Source organism: Paenibacillus sp. LHD-38, from assembly GCF_031157315.1.
In the GTDB taxonomy this organism is placed as follows: Bacteria; Bacillota; Bacilli; order Paenibacillales; family Paenibacillaceae; genus Pristimantibacillus.
The window spans coordinates 1-16,383 of the sequence record NZ_JAVIFU010000011.1 but is presented as its reverse complement, the minus strand read 5'-3'; the positions used below and the strand labels follow the sequence as shown (position 1 = coordinate 16,383).

General features: G+C 46.8%; 18 protein-coding genes and 1 pseudogene. 5 read left to right on the top strand and 14 right to left on the bottom strand.

The features are described from left to right. Positions 1–133: 133 nt before the first annotated feature. The gene (locus RCO25_RS11415) at positions 134–319 is read left to right on the top strand and encodes a hypothetical protein (protein ID WP_308996268.1); all 186 of its coding nucleotides are present in this window, start codon (positions 134–136) and stop codon (positions 317–319) included. 357 nt (positions 320–676) lie between these two features. Here RCO25_RS11415 and RCO25_RS11410 read toward each other — a convergent pair whose 3' ends face one another. The 3 genes from RCO25_RS11410 to RCO25_RS11400 all read right to left on the bottom strand — a co-directional run bounded on the left by RCO25_RS11410 (position 677) and on the right by RCO25_RS11400 (position 1,978). Beyond that, positions 677–1,027 carry a hypothetical protein gene (locus RCO25_RS11410; RefSeq protein ID WP_308996267.1) on the bottom strand — a complete coding sequence of 117 codons (351 nt, stop codon included), beginning with the start codon at positions 1,025–1,027 and terminating at the stop codon, positions 677–679. A gap of 79 nt (positions 1,028–1,106) precedes the next feature. Continuing rightward, positions 1,107–1,490: a hypothetical protein gene (locus RCO25_RS11405; RefSeq protein WP_308996266.1), complete on the bottom strand. Its 384-nt coding sequence runs from the start codon at positions 1,488–1,490 to the stop codon at positions 1,107–1,109. 8 nt (positions 1,491–1,498) lie between these two features. Further along, a complete protein-coding gene (locus tag RCO25_RS11400; protein ID WP_308996265.1) occupies positions 1,499–1,978 on the bottom strand; it encodes a hypothetical protein in 480 nt (159 codons plus the stop codon). A 65-nt stretch (positions 1,979–2,043) separates the two neighbouring features. Here RCO25_RS11400 and RCO25_RS11395 point away from each other — a divergent pair, with 65 nt between their 5' ends. Next, positions 2,044–2,376, top strand: a complete 333-nt coding sequence (locus RCO25_RS11395) for a tyrosine-type recombinase/integrase (protein ID WP_374992099.1) — start codon at positions 2,044–2,046, stop codon at positions 2,374–2,376. Positions 2,377–2,462: 86 nt separating this feature from the next. Here RCO25_RS11395 and groL read toward each other — a convergent pair whose 3' ends face one another. From groL to RCO25_RS11360, 7 genes are all read right to left on the bottom strand, one after another. Beyond that, complete coding sequence (groL, locus tag RCO25_RS11390; RefSeq protein ID WP_308996264.1) at positions 2,463–4,097, bottom strand: chaperonin GroEL; 1,635 nt, start codon at positions 4,095–4,097, stop codon at positions 2,463–2,465. A 78-nt stretch (positions 4,098–4,175) separates the two neighbouring features. Beyond that, positions 4,176–4,457, bottom strand: a complete 282-nt coding sequence (groES, locus tag RCO25_RS11385) for a co-chaperone GroES (protein ID WP_076338572.1) — start codon at positions 4,455–4,457, stop codon at positions 4,176–4,178. A 433-nt stretch (positions 4,458–4,890) separates the two neighbouring features. Further along, positions 4,891–6,114, bottom strand: a complete 1,224-nt coding sequence (locus tag RCO25_RS11380; protein WP_374992098.1) for a DUF2264 domain-containing protein — start codon at positions 6,112–6,114, stop codon at positions 4,891–4,893. A 7-nt stretch (positions 6,115–6,121) separates the two neighbouring features. Beyond that, a complete protein-coding gene (locus RCO25_RS11375; RefSeq protein WP_374992097.1) occupies positions 6,122–7,252 on the bottom strand; it encodes a glycoside hydrolase family 88 protein in 1,131 nt (376 codons plus the stop codon). Positions 7,253–7,286: 34 nt separating this feature from the next. Beyond that, positions 7,287–9,116, bottom strand: a complete 1,830-nt coding sequence (locus tag RCO25_RS11370; RefSeq protein ID WP_308996262.1) for a heparinase II/III family protein — start codon at positions 9,114–9,116, stop codon at positions 7,287–7,289. Between the two features lie 245 nt (positions 9,117–9,361). Beyond that, positions 9,362–9,952 carry a TetR/AcrR family transcriptional regulator gene (locus tag RCO25_RS11365; protein ID WP_308996261.1) on the bottom strand — a complete coding sequence of 197 codons (591 nt, stop codon included), beginning with the start codon at positions 9,950–9,952 and terminating at the stop codon, positions 9,362–9,364. Positions 9,953–10,024: 72 nt separating this feature from the next. Beyond that, the gene (locus RCO25_RS11360; protein ID WP_308996260.1) at positions 10,025–11,191 is read right to left on the bottom strand and encodes a YhgE/Pip domain-containing protein; all 1,167 of its coding nucleotides are present in this window, start codon (positions 11,189–11,191) and stop codon (positions 10,025–10,027) included. A 777-nt stretch (positions 11,192–11,968) separates the two neighbouring features. Between RCO25_RS11360 and RCO25_RS11355 the strand changes: the two genes are divergently transcribed. The 3 genes and pseudogenes from RCO25_RS11355 to RCO25_RS11345 all read left to right on the top strand — a co-directional run. Further along, positions 11,969–12,223 carry a DUF4372 domain-containing protein gene (locus RCO25_RS11355; RefSeq protein WP_308996259.1) on the top strand — a complete coding sequence of 85 codons (255 nt, stop codon included), beginning with the start codon at positions 11,969–11,971 and terminating at the stop codon, positions 12,221–12,223. Continuing rightward, a complete protein-coding gene (locus RCO25_RS11350) occupies positions 12,220–12,822 on the top strand; it encodes an IS4 family transposase (protein WP_308996258.1) in 603 nt (200 codons plus the stop codon). Before RCO25_RS11355 ends, RCO25_RS11350 begins: the two co-directional genes overlap by 4 nt. Before the next feature lie 551 nt (positions 12,823–13,373). Continuing rightward, positions 13,374–13,556, top strand: a pseudogene (locus tag RCO25_RS11345) (spore gernimation protein); the annotation flags it as partial. A 218-nt stretch (positions 13,557–13,774) separates the two neighbouring features. On the opposite strand, the gene RCO25_RS11340 reads toward RCO25_RS11345, so the two are convergent. The 4 genes from RCO25_RS11340 to RCO25_RS11325 all read right to left on the bottom strand — a co-directional run. Continuing rightward, positions 13,775–14,881, bottom strand: coding sequence for a GerAB/ArcD/ProY family transporter (locus tag RCO25_RS11340; protein WP_308996257.1), 1,107 nt, complete (start codon positions 14,879–14,881; stop codon positions 13,775–13,777). After that, positions 14,878–15,123 carry a hypothetical protein gene (locus RCO25_RS11335; RefSeq protein ID WP_308996256.1) on the bottom strand — a complete coding sequence of 82 codons (246 nt, stop codon included), beginning with the start codon at positions 15,121–15,123 and terminating at the stop codon, positions 14,878–14,880. The genes RCO25_RS11340 and RCO25_RS11335 overlap by 4 nt, the downstream gene beginning before the upstream one ends. An 11-nt stretch (positions 15,124–15,134) precedes the next feature. Then, a complete protein-coding gene (locus tag RCO25_RS11330) occupies positions 15,135–15,782 on the bottom strand; it encodes a Ger(x)C family spore germination C-terminal domain-containing protein (RefSeq protein WP_308996255.1) in 648 nt (215 codons plus the stop codon). A 323-nt stretch (positions 15,783–16,105) separates the two neighbouring features. Further along, positions 16,106–16,383 (bottom strand): spore germination protein (locus RCO25_RS11325; RefSeq protein ID WP_308996254.1); only part of this gene is annotated, 278 nt, incomplete at its 5' end.

The following is a 16,383-nucleotide window of genomic DNA, read 5'->3' as shown; positions in this document are numbered from 1 at the left end:
TTTGGGCGAGTTTCCCAAATTTAAACGAACCTTTCGAAAAGTTTTGCGAATTATGTACAAGCGGCTCGAACTATACTCTTAACAAGTCGCGAGGAACAGAGCGAGGAATATTCCACGAAGGGAGCTGAATGCAATGGTGACGATGGTTTGTATCGCAGGCGTAGTTATCAGCGCGGGAGTGTTAGAGAAGCGCTTCGTAGCACAAGGAGATGCAGCTGCAGCCCGAACAGTAAAGCAATTTGGTCGGTGGTTTCTGATCGGATCGGGAGCGTGTGCCATCTGGATGTGGGTGACGGCTTCGCTGGCCTTAATCGTGTGAGTTGACTCTCCAAAATTGGCGAGTGAGATCGGAACCAATTGAACAACAGGTTGAACAACAGAACGGCAACAAAAACCGCTTGATATCAGTGCTTTCATGGCTGAATTACCAAGACAGTGAACAACAGATTGAACAACAAATATTTCGTGCCGGTTAGTTTGCTTGTTAGCTCAACGTCAGAATGTTGTAAAACCCCTTGATTTACAAGACCTGTCGGACTTTTTCTGTTTGTTGAAATGCTTGTTAGTTTGTTGAGTGACCATCAACTTAAAGCGAATATAGGTCACTCCAATAATTACCCATATTTATCCTCGAATTAATAAAGAGGGGTTGTTCAAGAATACTTATGAATCCAAATCACAAAGGAGTGACGTAAATTGCCAGATAATCACGATCACAATCACGGTCAAGGTCAACATTGGGAGCATGTAGATATCCCTGAACATTATGAAGCTGTAATACACGGCGAGCATGTTCACTTAGGTGAATTTGAACATGCTCATATAGGTTACTATCAAGCAAATCAACCACTACAACAACCAGTGGGAATGCCTCCTCAATTGCATCCACCTGATGGATTCCATTGGGTAGGGATACCCGGTCATTATGATACACATGGAGATCACAGTCATTACGAACAGGCTCATTGGGGGCTTCATAGTCAACACTAATTAAAACATCTAAAATTAAAGCCGCCTGCGAATTCAAGGTTCGCTAGGCGGCTTCTCTAATTGAATAGGTAAAATAAAAAAAAGCCCGGCCGCATATGCAGTCGGGCTTCGTTTTTCTAAGTCGTTGTAATCATGGGGCCACCTAACCTACTGTTTTCCTTGTTCACAAGCGGAGTGATAACGCGCCCAATAACCGTGCTATCGAGAGTGATGTTACCGCCGCTCTGGTTGCTACTGCTGTTGTTGTTCGACATTTGCATAGCAGTCATTACCGCCGTTCCAAGCGCTGCCGCAATCTTGTCGGTGAATGAAGTGTTTTCAAGCGGCACGACCATCTCCGCGCCAGCCTCGCCGCTTATGAAATTACCCACATTTGTTTTTGTATCAAGGATACCGCCGCGGGCGAGTCGTGGAATTTTCGTTATTTTAAGCCCGCCTACTTCTCCGCCGCCTAAAGCTTTTGGAAGCTCAATTGTTGATAATGTATTGATCGAATCCAAGACGTTGTTCACCATATCGATAACGCTATTGAGCGGCGCTTTGATGAGTTTAGCGAATGACGTTGCTGCGGTTTAGATAACCGTCCATTGCCTTCCCACATCGTCTTCGTACCTTTTTTTAATTCACCCCAGGCGACCATCACAACTGCCGATATATCACTAAAATCGATTTGAGTTATTGCGCCCCATTTGTCACTAATGGCGGCTTTTATTTCATCCCATTTGGCAGCTGTTGAGGATTTTACGGCATTCCATGAAGAACCGACTACCCCTACAATCTCATTCCATTTAACAAACGTTTTTAATGAATCCCAATTACCAGAAACAACACCCTTGATGCTATTCCATTCATCACTCGTCTTTTGTTTAATAGCACCCCAAACGTTCGATATTACTTCTTTCATGGAGTCCCATTGGATGCCGGATTTAATATTTCTCCACACCTCCGAGATATTTGATCTCATGCTTTCCCAGTTACTTTTTGTCAAATCTTTCGTTTCCTCCGGTAGTATTCGAGGAATTGAAGAAGCACCGCAAACGTCAGAAAGAAAACATGATGAGATACCGTAGCACCTATCATGAAGGGGATTTTGTCGTAGCGAAAACCGAAGCACTTAATACGAGCTATCCTGAGTTTATCAAAACAATCGAGAACCGTATGGGGAGACTGCTCAAGCTCGCTGAGCTAAACGAAAAGCTTACACCCCATTCATTGCGCCATACCCATACATCTCTGCTGGCAGAAGCTGGCGTTGGCTTACATGAGATCATGGAACGCTTAGGCCACAAGGATGACGACACAACCCGAACTGTCTACATGCACGTAACCAAGACAATGAAAAAAGAAGCTTCCCACAAGTTCGGTGAACTCATGAGAAGCCTCTAGTCATATTACCTTATGTGGGGAAAATGTGGGGAAATGAACTTCCCGACTCACCAAAACCTTTATATATCAAGGGTTTATAGGAAGTCTTACATCATGCCACCCATACCGCCCATGCCGCCCATATCTGGCATGCCAGCGCCTGCGCCCTTCGGCTCAGGTTTGTCAGCAACAACGGCTTCAGTTGTCAAGAACATAGCTGCAACGGAAGCTGCGTTTTGCAACGCGGAACGTGTTACTTTAGCAGGGTCAACGATACCTGCTTCGAACATGTTCACCCATGTGCCAGTAGCTGCATTGTAGCCTACGCCGATTTTTTCGTTTTTCAGACGCTCAACGATAACGGAGCCTTCTTGGCCTGCGTTAGCTGCGATTGTGCGAAGCGGCTCTTCAAGGGAACGAAGAACGATGTTCACGCCTGTTTGCTCGTCGCCTACTGCTTTAACAGCAGCAACGGCATTGTATACGTTAATGAGGGCAGTACCGCCGCCCGATACGATACCTTCTTCAACCGCTGCACGAGTGGAGTTGAGGGCATCTTCGATGCGGAGCTTGCGCTCTTTCAATTCTGTTTCTGTAGCTGCGCCGACTTTGATTACAGCAACACCGCCGGACAATTTTGCAAGACGCTCTTGAAGCTTCTCACGATCGAAGTCGGAAGTTGTTTCTTCCAGTTGAGCGCGGATTTGGTTCACGCGTGCAACGATGTCAGCGGAGTTGCCGCTGCCGTCAACGATGATTGTCGTTTCTTTTGTGATACGGATTTGACGAGCGGAACCTAGGGATTCAACGCCAGTCGATTTCAGCTCAAGGCCGAGTTCTTCTGTAATGACTTGGCCGCCAGTAAGAGCAGCGATATCTTGAAGCATTGCTTTACGACGGTCGCCGAAGCCTGGAGCTTTAACCGCTACGCAAGTGAATGTTCCACGAAGTTTGTTCACTACTAGTGTAGCTTGAGCTTCGCCTTCTACGTCTTCAGCAATGATCAGCAATTGTTTGCCGGATTGAACGACTTTCTCAAGAACCGGAAGGATCTCTTGAATGCTCGTGATTTTTTTGTCAGTGATCAGGATGTAAGGGTTGTCTAGGACAGCTTCCATCTTATCTGTATCAGTGATCATGTATGGCGATACATAACCGCGGTCGAATTGCATACCTTCAACCACTTCAAGCTCTGTAACAAAGCCTTTCGACTCTTCTACAGTGATAACGCCGTCGTTGCCGACTTTCTCCATAGCTTCAGCGATTAGTTGGCCTACTTCATCGTCAGCAGACGAGATCGAAGCAACTTGTGCGATCGATTGCTTGCCTTCGATTGGTTTCGAGATGGCTTTCAGCTCTTCTACAGCAGCTTTAACAGCTTTCTCAATACCTTTGCGGATAACCATTGGGTTAGCGCCGGCAGTAACGTTTTTCAAGCCTTCGCGAATCATCGCTTGAGCAAGAACAGTAGCGGTAGTCGTACCGTCACCTGCAACGTCGTTTGTTTTTGTTGCTACTTCTTTAACAAGCTGAGCGCCCATGTTCTCGAATGCATCCTCAAGCTCGATTTCTTTCGCAATGGACACACCGTCATTTGTGATAAGCGGGCTTCCGAATTTCTTCTCAAGTACAACGTTGCGGCCTTTTGGACCTAGTGTTACTTTAACCGCGTTTGCAAGAGCGTCAACTCCGCGCAGCATTGCGCGACGAGCATCTTCGCTAAATTTAATTTCCTTAGCCATTAACTTAAAACCTCCCAAAATAGTTTAAGTAATCTTGTTTTCTCGTATCTTGCCTTCTATGTGACCCATGTCGGGCTGCTATTCAAAAATCGCGTGAATTTCGCTTTCCTTCATAATCAAATACTCTTTGCCTTCGTATTTGATTTCAGTACCCGCATATTTGGAGAAAAGAACGCGGTCGCCTTCTTTAACTTCCAAAGCAACACGAACGCCATCTTTCAGCGTACCGCTGCCAACTGCTACCACTTTGCCTTCTTGCGGCTTTTCTTTCGCCGAATCCGGCAATACGATACCGCTAGCGGTTGTTTCTTCTTTCGCGATTGCTTCGATCAATACGCGTTCACCCAAAGGTCTGATCATTGAAAATAGCCTCCTTCAAAATTTGTCGCTGCTTAGATTCTCGTTAGCACTCGTAACCTTCAAGTGCTAACAACTATTTTTATCATACTCATTTTCGTTATCAATTTCAAGTGCTTGGTTTTAATTTTCCGTATATTTACACAGGGCAAGCACGAACGCTATTCTTTTGCGCCTGAAAGCTGTATTCTACGACTTTTTGGTACTACTAGTGCCGTCTGCTACTTACGACGCATGTACGACAGCCGCAGCGGATAAAATCGCCGCCATAATACAAAAAGCATGAAAAGACGACAATTTCCGCATGCCCTCCCCCGACTTTCTTCTATATAAATAGAAGCATCTAAGTAATGTTTGAGCCCTTAGGCCGCAATCCCAATTCAAACAGGCAGACGATGGATTCATCCATCATCTGCCCGTTTACAGTATCTATATTTTACTTCAATGCCGTGTCTATTCCAAAAGCTTGTCCGGACCACGCCTTTTTCGAGGTCCATGCTTCTTCTGCTCCACTCCAAAACGGATGTTCGCTTGCCAGGCCTAAAGGCAAGAACACGGCCGCGCATAAATAGAGGCTGCCTGTTGAAATATAACGCTCGCCAATATCTCGCTGATGTCCGCAAAAACCGATCGTGAGCCAGCCCTCCGGCGTGAAATTGCCCGGTATTTCAAGCGTTCGGCGGATAGCTGCCGTCAAAGCGGAGCGTACCTGGGCCGGACTGACACTCTTCGGCAAATCATCCAGCAGGGCACTCTGAGCTAAGCTCTGGAATGCGCCGAAGCGATAAGCAAGCGATCGTCCAATTGGCGGATAGGTGCCATCAGTGCCGATTAACCTCTCAAGTACCTCTGCATAACGCCGAGCCCTGCCCGATACGGCGGCTTGCATGGCATCCCACTCTCCGTACTGGTCACCTGCTGCGGCAAGCACGTCGACCAGCATCGGCTGGATGACGAAGCTGTTGTAATAATCCCAGTGAAATTCGGGTCCGTCGCCATAGGCGCCATCGCCCAAATACCACTGTTCGTGCTGCTTCAAGGCATAATCGATCCGCATCGGGTCCCAGTCGCTTTCACCAAGCTTAAGCAAAGCAGCTTCAGTGGTAGCCGCAAACAGCAGCCAATTAGAGAAAACAGGCTTCCTCGTCCGCGTTTGCTTCAGCGCCGCAACGACGTTCTTTTTCACTCGCTGCTCCAGCTTTTCTCCCAGCTCTACCGGCGCCCGCAGTATCGCAAGCGCCAAAAAGGCTGCATCGACAATCGGCTGAAAGCCATCACTGAAGTTCATGTAATCCGGCGAGTCCGGATCGGTCCCCGCATCTATGGCCTCACGAGCGAGTTCGGCATAACGGGCGCGAATCTCCTCTTCTGCTCCGCTAAGGGACCTATTCTCGAGCCATGGAGCCATACCGGATAGAAGCCGTCCAAGCGCTTCCAAATGTGTATATTTCGCTCGGTCAGCTTGAAGCTCTGCCGCAGCTATCGCCCTTTCCTCTTCGGTTTCACCGGAAACCTCCGCGAATTCAATCGGCATGCTCTCTTTAAGGTGGCGCTCCGCGAGTGCCGTCAGGACAGGACCGCTAATGGCAAGCAGCTGCTCGAGCCAATATTGACGGTCAGAAAGCGGGCTGCTGATCTGTTGTCTGCTCATCATATCCATCTCCCTCCTACCAGAACGTTGCCGAATTTCCTCTTAGTCGCGCCAAACCTTCTACGAAGAAATAATCGCCGTAAATTAGCGGCACATCAATGTTTCTCCGCTCCGGATAATGGCTTGTGCCATGCAAAATCAAGCCCTCTTCCGCTTCATTCTCCCAAGCTTCGTAGTTCTCGTACATAGAGCGCAGGATTCGCTCCCCTGCTGCTTGATACAGCTCTGACTCTTCATTCGGAACCGCTCTCGCAATTTCAAGCAAGCCGCAAGCCGCACAAGCGCCTGCTGATGTATCGCGGTAACGCTCGACGCCGGAAGGCAAACGAAAATCCCAATGAGGGACCGAATCCTCAGGCAAATTAGCAAGGAAGAAATGGGCAACACGCTTAGCTGCTTCTAAATACCTAAGCTCTCCCGTATAACGGTAGCTTAGCGCCATGCCGTAAATAGCCCATGATGCCCCGCGCGACCAAGCCGAGTTCGGTGCATAGCCTTGTCCGCCGTTAACGTTTTCAAACTCGCCGGTTTGCGGGTGGAAGACAACAATATGGTTGACCGAGCCATCTGTACGGATAAAATGCTCGAGCACCGTATCCGCGTGCTCCATCGCCAAGTGCTTGAACCTTGGATCGTTCGTCGTCTCGCTCGCCCAGTAGAGCAGCGGCAGGTTCATCATACAATCGATTATGGCCCAGCCCTCGTTGCGATCACCTTCGCCCCATGGATTCCATGCTCTTATATAATTTCCTTTTACATTGAAACGTCCGCTGAGCACACTCGCAGCCAGCAGCGCGCGTTTGCGCGATTGCTCTTCACCTAGCAGCTTATAACGGGCTACGCTCGTAAGCGACCACATAAAGCCGATATCATGATCCAACCGGTCAAACCCGGTGAGCACCTCATCCAATTGCTGCTCGCATGCTTCGGCAATGTCTTTATAGTGTTCATCCTTCGATTCCGAGTCGCGGTACAACAACCAAAGCAGGCCCGGCCAAAAGCCGGCTGTCCACCAATGCGGCGCTTCGAGCACATAAGCTCCATCCACGCTGGCATGAGGAAATCTTGCGCCGATTCGATTGCTCGTTCTCGTTACCTTCTCATGTACCTTACCCCATGCTTCATTTGTCCAATTGCTCTTCTCCATGTCTATTCCCTCTCCCCCGCATCGATTAAATAAGTTAGGATTCAAATTGAAAAATAAATGACGCTGTCAAAGGCATGCCTGCAGGCGCCGCAGCCTCAAAATCAAGCGTATACCAAAAGCGCTCGTTTCCGAAATGATCCAGATCACTTCTTGCCGTCACCGTCGGTCGCCATATTTGATGATCATAAGTAATGCTAAGTTGGCGTTTTCCAGATAGTACGATATGTCCTTCCTTCACCAGCTCAGGTGCAAGAAACGTAATAAAGCGCTCCGTCACATGCTGCTCCGCCGCCTCACTGCTGTCCGCAAACAAAAGCAAGTCGTTCAGATTTAAGCGCGGCAGCCTTTCTTTTTCCCAGCGGAAATGACGTTCCAAACGCTCGAGCTGAGATTGCCCGTAAGCTCCGCTGATCGCAAGCATCAATTGATCCACCTTTTCATCTGTAGACGCTTCCAAAACCGTTGCTCGGAATGAGGAACCATTTTGCTGATGAAGTCCATTAATAACGGGTACCGAGTGTCCTTGTGAGCCGTTACACCAAATGGAATAACGCTCCGGGCCAAAATATTGCGCCGTATATTTCCCGCTTCCCAAATCCGCCAAATAGGCTTGTCCATCCGCATGAAGGATAAAATGGCCTACATCATTATGGTTATGCGGCTCCTCATTATGCCCGCCCTTTGCAGCGAAGCTATAGCTGCCGCCATTTTCGCTTACATGCCTGGATAACAGCCACTGAACATCGGACAAATAATACGACTCAGCAGGCCAGAGCGTTTTGTCATCCGATGCTTGCATCCATACATCCTTCACCCATATCAGGTTGCGAAGCGCAGGCGCCCAGCGACCGCAGTGATCGGCTGAATACTTTGCTCTCAGGCTTCCATCCGGCACGATCACCTCATTATACTCGTTATGAAGACAGCAGCTAAGCCCCATAAAAATACCGCTTTCGTTAGTCGAATCGGAGAAATTAACGACCGTGCCGCCTCCTGTAAAACATTTTTGCTGAAACAGCGCGATTTCCTTCACCTTGTGTGAAGCAAATAAGTCGATGCGGCCGTCGGTCGCCGCTTGTAACAGCTTGGCAAAATAAACGTAATAGCCGAAACCGTACTGCCAGTACAAATATCCTTCCGCGCAAGCGCCGTCTTCGCCAAACCCGCTTAAGTAACAATCGAGCGACTCAAGTACCCGCTCCAGCAGCTCGGACAGCCGTCCCGTATCCTCGATGAGATGGAGGGCCGCAGCACCAATTGAACCTGCGCATACCGCAGACCAATTGTGCTCAGCTGTCTCCCAGCCATAAGGACCTTGTTTCAAAAAGGGGCGAAACAGCCGCTGCTCGATTTCTCCTTCGATTCGTTCGCGCAGCAATGCTGGCAATCTGTCACCCAAGAGCAGCAGCACCTCGCTAAGCGTATAGCCCGTCTCCGCAGCAAACAAATCAATATCCGGCTTCTCCGCATCTTCATTAAAATGAGCCGGCAAACACCAGGTATACTCATTGCAAATAGACCAAATCATATTAAGAGCCGCTGATTCATAATGCTGTCGGTCCGGCTCAAGCAAAGCCATAATAACAAACGCATTCAGCCTTTTACGTCTTTCAAAATAAACCCGCTCATAAGCTAGTCGCTCTCCTGAATCGCCATAGATACGAAAGAGAGTATAGGTAAGCTCAGGATCGGGTGTCTGCACAAACCGGTCGGCCTCCGCCTTGATCTCGTCAAGGAGTGACCGATTCGCTTCAGAAGCAAGCAAACTTGCTGCCAATCCTTCAACCGCGCTGTCCAAAGTGAGCAGAGCCAGACCGCGCTTTCTGCTATGCTCCAAAATGTCCTTTATCAGCTTGCGTTTCATGATTTATTACACTCCCATTCTATCCGCGCATTGCTGGCTTCTGTATTCGACGGGCATTTCTCCTGAAAATGTTTTGACCCCTATGCCTCATATTCCCAATTCTCTCTTCACTCATTACCGCCCTTCGTGGACAATTTAGCTATACTATATTATTTTTCTATTGCACTTCATAGTGAAAAATTAGTACTTTTATGAATTAAAAATACCGCACAACGATTTCTCGCGTACGGTATGCTGGCTCCCTGCTATTGTTCTTTGAAATGTACGCCGCCCAAAATGAACGCTGTCAAATCTTCGATCATCGTTTCCAGCGATGGATGCTCTTCTTCGAGCAATATGGTCCAATACTCGGTATGCCGATGAAAGAGCAGCGTGCCTACAACGGACATCAAGGTCGTATCGAGCGAGCGAAAATGAAATACGCCTTGCTCATCGCCCTCTTTAAGCCAGTGACGAAGCAGTTTCCACATGGGCATGACATGCTTGCGAATTTTTTTAATGCGATCCGTGTTCATTATAATTTCCTGCTGAATAATATTAATGAGCTGAGGGTCGCTGTATCGAAATCTCGTTACCTCGCGAATAATAAGCTTTACGCCCACTACAGGGCTTAGCGATGGGTCTACATTGGCAATTTGATCATTGGGAAAAAAATGCTCGAACAACGCTCCGAACATATTTTCTTTCCCGCCAAAATGATACGACACGAGCGCGACGTTAGCTCCTGCCTCCTCGCATATTTGCCGAACGGTCGTTTTCTCGAAGCCGTGCTGGGCAAATAGCTTTTTGGCCGCTAACAAAATTCTGATTTTGATATCCGCATCCCCTGTTGTCATGACGGTCCTCCATAGACGCAATTTCTTTTATTTTGAACCATTCGCGACCAAACAGCAAGATCGAGTTTGATTTTATCGGTTATGACTGGCAATGACTGCGGCAGGCTGCTGCTGGCGCACGGCCTGCCGTTTTACCGCTACAGCCAATGCGCTTACCGCAATAGCAGCAATCGCGATGATGCTCAGGGTTAGCGCGTCAGCCGTTGCAGCTGGACCGCCGAACAAAATGTTCATCGAGCCTTCTACCGCATACGTAGCCGGAAGAATATCTCCTAGCTTCACGTAAAAATCCGATAATAATTCACGAGGCACGATCGCGCCGGAGGTAACAAGCTGTGCTGACAATAACATAATGTTAAACAGCATTCCGCTCATGCCAAACAAGTAAATAAACATTTGTGATACGAATATAAAAGTCAGTACGAACAGCAGCTGGAATAACCAAATATGAAGGAAGCCCTGCGTCATTTGGCCGCCAAACGCTGCGAGCAGCGAAGAGCCTACCAAAGATACAATTACGCCTGCCGCTGCATTAAGAATGCTTCTTGCCGCAAAACGTTTCCATCTGCTTACTGTCGCACTTATTGCCATGGCAGATTGCTCAAAATTCATTCCCATAATCATAGCCCCAACATAAGAAGCCAGCACCAGCATCATGGGAACCATTTGATTGTTCATGCCTTGAATAACATTGGTTGACTGGATTTCCGAAGTGACACGCTCTGACAATCCCTGTGCGGCTGCTCCGGCCTGCTCCGCTGGAAGCTTCATGTTGCCAAGGACCGTTTGAATGCCGCCGGTTACCGCTTGCTTATTCACTTCTGCCGTTATTTGCGCAGCCGCGCCACTCATAATGCTTTTAATTAGCGCAGGATTGGATTCGTTTATGATATATTGAATGGATGCCGTGCCGTCTGCAGCCGCGGCATTCTGAGAGAAGTCCGCCGGTATCCAGACGATCATTTGAAGCTCCCGTTCGTCGAGCTGCTGTTTAGCTTCGGCAATGTTATTGATTTGATTCATGCTGAAGGGCAAATTTTGAACAAGGCCGCTTGCAATCTGCGCTCCCATTTGCTGGTCTTCATTGACAACCGCGATATGCAGCTTGTCGATTCGATCCGTGACGCCGTTATAGCCCGTCATCCAAATGACCGAGAAAATAACTTGGAACATGATTGCCGTAATAATACCAACCCAAGTGGTTGGACGTTTCATAAAAGCCTGCAATGCATTTTTCATATTGAACCACTCCCGTTTTCTCTATTTAAACACTTGTTTAAAACAACTGTTTAAATCTTATGCTGAAAATTATATTTTGTCAACCAGCATAAACGGTTGTCGCCGTGCTCTGCGGCACTACAACGACGTGAATTTCTCCCCTTAAGCGACATGAAAATCCCCTCAAAAAACTAATAACTTATATCTTACGACAAGAAAGTCCCTATATTATCGTCGATCTAAAATATAAAAAAAGCCGCGGTATCGCGACTTGTTCAGTGATTTTATTTTGTTCCCTTTAATCATGCAACGTGAACTTGTAAATCCTTCATTATAATACTATAGAATCTTTTGCAGCTTTAGCTATTTGCAAGATTAATCTTACTTAAAATACTGTCTACAAACGCAGGAAATTACTTGGACCAACCCAACCAGTTCTTCCACACCGGGTAACCTGTTGTTAGTTATATTTGCAATTAACTTTCTCAGACTAATTATTAACGTTTCGATTCCTTGCAATCATATAATCGGGAGTAATATGAAGCAAAAAATCTGTACCAGTTATGGCATTAACTCATTTTTTTCAATTATCGACCATATGGATTCGTAAGATCTTTTCCACTCTTCTGTTTTCCATCACCTATTAAACTTCCACACAATTAATAATTCATCACTAGCGTTGCATTAATTTTATCTGAATCTTCATAACTTTCTGATACTTATTCATACGAACGCAAAAAAATCCTTTACAATGGTTATGGGAGGTAGTTCCTGTCCATAATCCACGAAAGTTAGCGCATGGATAAGAATACCCTATTCACTTCATTTGGTAAATGGCTAGCGCCAATTTGTACAAAAACGTTCACAAATCAGATCACTGAAACCGGTCAGGATAAATACGTGAAAAAGCTCACAACACCTGCTTATCTAAAACTGTTCCTTCACGCTCAATTGCAAGGACGTGACGGTCTCCGAGACATTGCTGACGACGTGTTATGCAAGGAATTTCAGCAGGAACTCGGGCTTGAATCAATCAGTGCTGCGCAGCTTTGATTGATGAAACAGGCGTAACCTATGTCTTTGACCGCGGCTATGTGGATTACGATGCATTCAACAGGTACTACAAGGACAACATTCGCTTTGTCACACGCTTGAAGAATAACGCTGTTATTGAGCCGCTGGAATCGTTTGAAATCCCACCAGACAGTAAAGTAGTTGTGGATGAAAGAGTTCGTATTGGGTCACCACAAAAACGGGTCAAGCACGATCTTCGCATGATTCAAACTGAAGATTCAGAAGGGAATTTACTCGTTCTAATTACCAATCGATTCGACCTGACCAGTGAAGAAATCAGTGAGATGTACCGCAGCCGTTGGGCGATCGAAACGTTCTTTAAGTGGATGAAACAGCATCTTCAGATCAAGTGGTTTTACGGAACAAGCGAACGAGCCGTACATAACCAAGTATGGATTGCGCTTATCGCTTTTTGCCTATTAGCACTGATAAAGTTGAACATAAAAGCGGGGCATTCCTTGCTACAACTCAGCCGCTGGCTGAAGACACTGCTGTGGCGACCCTATTCGGAATGGATCGAGCGAATAAAGCGACAACCGAGTCGAACATCTGGTCGTAGACGTAAAGAGACTTCATAGTGACATCAGGCTAAGGACTAGTTGAAGAACGTTGATGAATAAATATACATAAACTACCAAATGGACAGGGCTACCTTTAAGGGATGTTCGACCTTTTGGATTTCGAGTTGAAAATTCGTTTTCTGAATTTTTCGATTATAACGGATCGGATGTTTATGCAACGCTAGTGATCAATGTTAATATTAGATTACTTTTCAAATTTACTATCATATAGAATGACAAGCATAAAGATCTGGTTAAAGAAAAACTAATTATCTGTTATTTTTTCTTAGTCCTTCTATATACAAACTTTCTCTTATTGAACTCCCTCGATACGATATGATTTTCTCACAAATGCTCGCTTATTCGCAGGATTTCGCCCGGTTGGTTAAGGATGAAAGACAAGAAGTGGAACTCCGTTTTTGACTTCGGCAACATGATGGCGCACGGGAATAAAGGGGAGAGCACAGCTTTCCTAAATAATCCCATTTACTGCACACTTTCTCCACGCCGCCCCTGGAGGTTCTCATTCCCATGTCGGGGCGGGTCTACGCCCTTTCATTCCTTCGTTACATACCGACGATGCAGGGGTGCAACATGAAGTATGGTTCGAGGATGCCCCCAGCATTCAAGCGAAATTTGATTTGATCAAGCAGTTTAATTTACGGGGAATGATGTATTGGAAGCTGGGCCTAGCTTTCCCACAAAATTGGCTGCTGTTGTCGGACAATTTTAATATCAGGAAAAGAACGTAATCCTATTTACTCAACTTTCGGTGCGACCAATCCTATTCGAGAAGTTTAGCAGGTGGAAATCCTGCTTGGAAAGGTTAAGCCTTACCACGGAACTGTACCTCTGTTTATACGATGGCAGTCCTTTCATCGTAGGGATGTTAACTGTTAACATGGTTTAAGCCGAGGGTCTTGTTGTCCTTAATAGAAGAAACCATTTTCCCGGAATGGTACAGTGACCCTTATTCGCTGGATTGCTTTCGTTTGGACTTGATCCAAGTGACCAGCGTAAGAACAAGCAAAGGAAACACATACGATATCGACACATAAAGCGGGTGTATGGACGCTACTGTTTCTTCCCATTTAGTCATGCCTTCGGATAACAAGAGGGTGAGCAGCACAATGATCAAAGCAGTAGGAAATATGAGGATCCGGTAATCGCGCAAACGCAGCAGTTGAGATATGGCTAACGTCAGCGCATACAAGGTAATCGTGGTTTTCATGTAAGATCCTGCGATTAAGGCCATTGCGATGATGGATTCGATTCTTTCAATGATGTCGACAGCCTGGATCATGCGCGCAAACTGATACAAGGAGTATTTTCTTTCCCCTGCCATAGGGCCGAACATCATAATCGTGCATACGGCAGATGTAATTAAAATGACACCGTTTATGATAAGCGCCCTATACATAGATCTGTTTAGGTCTTTGCTGTTTGTCTTACGGACAGACGACAGCAGCATGACAAACACGACCACCTCTCCATAAGGGAACCCGTAAGTAAAATACACGCCATGCAGCACAGGTTTGATTCCTTGCGGCATAATCGGCAGCAGTTGTTCCGGATGATAATCAGGAAGTGCTAATAAGAAGATGACTGCTACGAAACCAAGCATGACCGTGATGATGATGATGAACATTCTGGCCATGGCTTCGATACCGGCATGCACGGTTATTGCGGCAGCTAACACCACAATAAAAGAAAAGATATACATAGGCGTTTCGTCCATTAAAGAGCTGGTCATAAACAAGTCTACGTCGAGTACGATAGCGGCACACATTTGGAACAGAAAAAGCACGAAAGGAATCGATAAAAGGTAGGTGATCCACGTACCGACCGCTTTGCGGCTGTATTCTACAAAAGTTAAGCCGGGGTATTGCTTATTCAGATAAAGCATACAGCTCAGCAGCAGCCCCCCTATCGTGCATGAAATAATCAGTGAGAGCCACGCATCGTTTTTGGCGAAAGCGATTAGCGGGGCCGGAATATTGATAATGGCCGACCCTGTCATGAACGTGAAAAATAGGAGTGACATTTGTCCTGCAGTGACGGATTCGCGATTTTTCAAGATGTTCCCGCCTTAAAATAGCCAACGATCTGCTCCGCCGTATCGGATAACAACAGAACGACAACCATATGCAGCCTCGGCATATCGAAATTGGATACATAGTCCACACTAAAATAAAGAGCGATTAGAATCAGAGCCCCGTAAGCCAGCTTTTCACGCGCCTGCTTCTGTTTGAGTCTCGGACCGTCGTACGCGAATAGGAGCGCATACATGACAAACAGAACGATAACTTTCTCCAACACGGGTTTCCCTCCTATTTTTCTTTAGACAAAACCGATTTTCCGATGGTCGTCCCGGTATTGATAATTTTCACATCGGTTTGGATCTGTAATTGACTCTTCGAAAAAATCTCGTGCCAGTCTTCCTTCATGCTTTTCCATAACGCGGGGTGTCTGCGGTATATCAGATTGCCGAGGTTAATGACATCAGCTTTTTTCTGCTTCAGCTCCCCATACGCTTTCTGCATATCTTGCTCGACGACTTTCTTGATTTGATTGATGAATTTTATTTCTTCTTCGCTCGTCGTTATTTTGGAACACTTGAGCTCAGTGACGGTGCCTTCGATCGTTATGGACGCTTTCACCGTGACAGACCTCTGCTTGATCTCAGGAGAAAGCTGGGTACTCGTTGAAATAACTTGAACCGTTTCTTTCCATTTCGATTTGCCCTTCGGTTGGGTTAAGCAGGGGATTTCGAGAACCCCACGTACATATTCATCACGCAGCATCAAGACGCTTTCCATATCCTTGGAAGACAGCTTCCCAATCATTTTTCCTTTTTTGAGAAGGACGGCCCCCGCTACCGGAGTTGTTTCTGTTAGTTTCTTACTTCGATAGAGATAAGGGATCATCGCATCATCGACTTGCCCCTTCAGCTGAAAACCGAGACCAAGCAGGGTCACATTCGCCGTCTTTCCGGAATATCTGTAAGCTACTTATTGAATGGTCAGCAGTTGCTGGCCGAGTCGCGCACGGCCTCAAACATCGATTCGTCCTCGGCTTGAACGTTGACGAACGCTTCGCTCCCTCCCCTTTCCTCTTAGTCCGGGGTTCGGTTTATATAATTGTGCCGTCAGTCGAATATTGCCATTCCTGCCTTCGTCAATTCCCAAAGACATAATGAAGCTTCTTTCGGGAAGCTCCAATTTGCTTCAGCATCCCGTTAAAGAAAGGAGAACCAAAGCAATCAAAAACAGCTTCAGATGCAGCTTTCTCATCGCCATAGTCATCCTTTCTTTCGTTTTATAGACATATGCATATGCCGGTTGCGCGGCGAGCGCAAGAGGTGCTTCAAAGGAGCGCGAATCAGCACATCAAGCAGCTGCCGCGGTCTGAGCGGAGCGATTGGAGCTAAATAAGGCTGACCGAGCGAGCGCAAGGTAACCAGGTGCAGCAGGATGAAGAGCAAGCCGAACAGGAGCCCGAATCCGCCCAGAAGAGCGGCAATGACCATTAGCGGAAACCGTAAGAGTCGAAGTGAAATGGCCGCGTTATACTGCGGAA

What these genes read in the sequence shown, in the direction of transcription:
- RCO25_RS11415 (WP_308996268.1), top strand. Translation starts at nt 134, where the DNA reads ATGGTGACGATGGTTTGTATCGCAGGCGTAGTTATCAGCGCGGGAGTG.
- RCO25_RS11395 (WP_374992099.1), top strand. Translation starts at nt 2,044, where the DNA reads ATGATGAGATACCGTAGCACCTATCATGAAGGGGATTTTGTCGTAGCG.
- groL (WP_308996264.1), bottom strand. Translation starts at nt 4,097, where the DNA reads ATGGCTAAGGAAATTAAATTTAGCGAAGATGCTCGTCGCGCAATGCTG.
- groES (WP_076338572.1), bottom strand. Translation starts at nt 4,457, where the DNA reads ATGATCAGACCTTTGGGTGAACGCGTATTGATCGAAGCAATCGCGAAA.
- RCO25_RS11380 (WP_374992098.1), bottom strand. Translation starts at nt 6,114, where the DNA reads ATGGATATGATGAGCAGACAACAGATCAGCAGCCCGCTTTCTGACCGT.
- RCO25_RS11375 (WP_374992097.1), bottom strand. Translation starts at nt 7,252, where the DNA reads ATGGAGAAGAGCAATTGGACAAATGAAGCATGGGGTAAGGTACATGAG.
- RCO25_RS11370 (WP_308996262.1), bottom strand. Translation starts at nt 9,116, where the DNA reads ATGAAACGCAAGCTGATAAAGGACATTTTGGAGCATAGCAGAAAGCGC.
- RCO25_RS11365 (WP_308996261.1), bottom strand. Translation starts at nt 9,952, where the DNA reads ATGACAACAGGGGATGCGGATATCAAAATCAGAATTTTGTTAGCGGCC.
- RCO25_RS11360 (WP_308996260.1), bottom strand. Translation starts at nt 11,191, where the DNA reads ATGAAAAATGCATTGCAGGCTTTTATGAAACGTCCAACCACTTGGGTT.
- RCO25_RS11355 (WP_308996259.1), top strand. Translation starts at nt 11,969, where the DNA reads ATGGATAAGAATACCCTATTCACTTCATTTGGTAAATGGCTAGCGCCA.